Origin of the sequence: Moraxella sp. RCAD0137 (assembly GCF_002894025.1) — a bacterium.
Lineage (GTDB): Bacteria > Pseudomonadota > Gammaproteobacteria > Pseudomonadales > Moraxellaceae > Moraxella > Moraxella porci.
On record NZ_LTCC01000043.1, the window covers coordinates 1 to 239 of the forward strand.

Genomic DNA, 239 nt, shown 5'->3' on the forward strand with positions numbered 1-239 from the left:
AATACCATGAGTTTGGTAGAGTCTCACCCAGTTTTGGACGATACAACGTTTCAGACCAAACGATTTGGCTGTGCTGTGGTAACTATGCTCTGTTAAATAATGATCAATGACTTCAAGTTTAGGTGGTGTTTCAAAAAGTATGCTGAAACAAAGCAGGTTGAATTTTGATAAAATAGAGAAATGCGAATAACTCTAGAAATCAAATGTCCAACCTGCCTCAGTGACAGTATAAAGAAAAA

1 protein-coding gene is annotated in these 239 nt (G+C 36.4%); it reads right to left on the minus strand.

The window, feature by feature from the left end; all coding sequences use genetic code 11:
• Positions 1-174 (minus strand): helix-turn-helix domain-containing protein (locus AZ602_RS10430; RefSeq protein WP_146025244.1); only part of this gene is annotated, 174 nt, incomplete at its 3' end.
• Positions 175-239: the final 65 nt, after the last annotated feature.